The following is a 1,641-nucleotide window of genomic DNA, read 5'->3' as shown; positions in this document are numbered from 1 at the left end:
GAGCAAATCACGCGCCGTCAACGACACCTCGACCGAACAGGAGGCCACCCCCGCAGCCCTGACTGCCTGAACCATCACATCGAAGAATCACACGACGACGTCGTACACCACGTCCCTGGACTTGACCGCGCCAAGACCAGCTCGATGAGGTCCTGACCTTCGTCGGTCTCCGCGTTGAAGACACCGGCAAGGTACACCGCGGCCCCCGGTCCTCCACCCTGGACGAGGCATCGCGCAACGCCACCTCACTGCGGGCAGAGCTACGCCGCCGAGACACCCACGACGAGGTGCTGCGCTACTGCACCGTGGAGCTACTCAAGAAGAACAACTTTCACGCCTCCCTGGAAGCGACTAAAAGCGTGTTCGAACGAGTTCGGCAGATGTCGGGCCTCAGCGGCGACGGCGCCCCACTGATAGACGCGGCCCTGTCCCTCGGGAAATCAGGAGCACCAGTCATTGCAATCAACGATCTGGCCTCTCAAACCGATCGTGATGAACAAACAGGCTTCGCCAATCTCATCAAAGGACTGGCTGGCATGTTCAGAAACCCAGTGGCTCACGATCCGCGTGCCCTACGAACGGTCACCGACACCCAGTTGCTTGAACTGGCGACGGCGCTATCGCTGGTACACCGCCGACTCGATGTTGCTACTGCGACCCGTCCATCCACCTAGCCACCCTCCAAATCCCAAAACTCCACTGGGCAACCGAATATGCTCTGGATCAGATGCCGGGATGTTCGCCCTCATCATCTTCGTGGAACCAGTCGACGTCCTCGCCGAACACCTCGCGGGCTGCCGCCGCAAGCTCGCCGAGCGTGTCATGACGATCGGTGTTGCTGATCGCGTCATCGCGCATGCGATGGATCCGATCCGGAACATTGGGGTGCGAGACAAAGAGCCCCCACCGCGCGGCGGCGTCATCGCAGCGCTTGGGGATAACTTCGGTGAAGTGCTTGACCATCGGCTCAACACTGCCTTCGTGCAGTTCGAGATTGTACGACAGTTCAGTGTTGAGTTCCTCGAACTTGCGCGCATCGTCATCGGTGTGGGCGACTGCGGGCCTGACGTACTGCCGCCACGTTTGAATAACGTGAAAACCTAACTGCTGGGCCATCTTTCCCGTTAGAAACTGAACGCGTCGACACACGAAGATGGGCATCACGGGCAGGCTCGGGTTCGCCACACGAAGGCGCGCGGACTTATCGAGGAGCTGATACAGCTCTTGGGTTCGCGGGTAGATCCACTGGCGGACGTTCTTCGCCTCAATAGGCATCAGCTTCGTTGAGCTGGGCAGACCATCGGCCCCAACCCGGGTGTGAAAGGCCGCGTTATCGACCTTTCCGCCTGGGACCGGCTTTCCGGCTATCTGACTCACTTCGCCCCCATCAGGACGTAGAAGGAGGTAACCGTGAGGCGCCGCCTCCAACAGTGACCGATGAATAACCCGCTCAAGCGCCGCTGGAATGGGGGGTGCACCCCATTCGGTTGCCGAGGCGCTACTCCAGCTCAGATGGTCAAGTCCAGGGACGTGGTGTACGACGTCGTCGTGTGATTCTTCGATGTGATGGTTCAGGCAGTCAGGGCTGCGGGGGTGGCCTCCTGTTCGGTCGAGGTGTCGTTGACGGCGCGTGATTTGCTC

General features: G+C 60.4%; 2 protein-coding genes. One reads left to right on the top strand and one right to left on the bottom strand.

What is annotated here, in order from left to right; translation table 11 throughout:
• Positions 1–152 precede the first annotated feature (152 nt).
• Positions 153–674 (top strand): TIGR02391 family protein, encoded by a 522-nt coding sequence (locus BHQ18_RS29425; RefSeq protein ID WP_324614101.1) that lies wholly within the window; start codon positions 153–155, stop codon positions 672–674.
• Between the two features lie 49 nt (positions 675–723).
• On the opposite strand, the gene BHQ18_RS28790 is transcribed toward BHQ18_RS29425, so the two are convergent.
• A partial coding sequence (locus BHQ18_RS28790) for a hypothetical protein (RefSeq protein ID WP_205866216.1) occupies positions 724–1,641 on the bottom strand: 918 nt, incomplete at its 5' end.

Source organism: Mycolicibacterium flavescens (assembly GCF_001722335.1).
Taxonomy (GTDB): Bacteria; Actinomycetota; Actinomycetes; order Mycobacteriales; family Mycobacteriaceae; genus Mycobacterium; species Mycobacterium flavescens.
The sequence above is the reverse complement of the archived record's forward strand: the minus strand, read 5'-3'. Positions and strand labels throughout refer to the sequence as shown.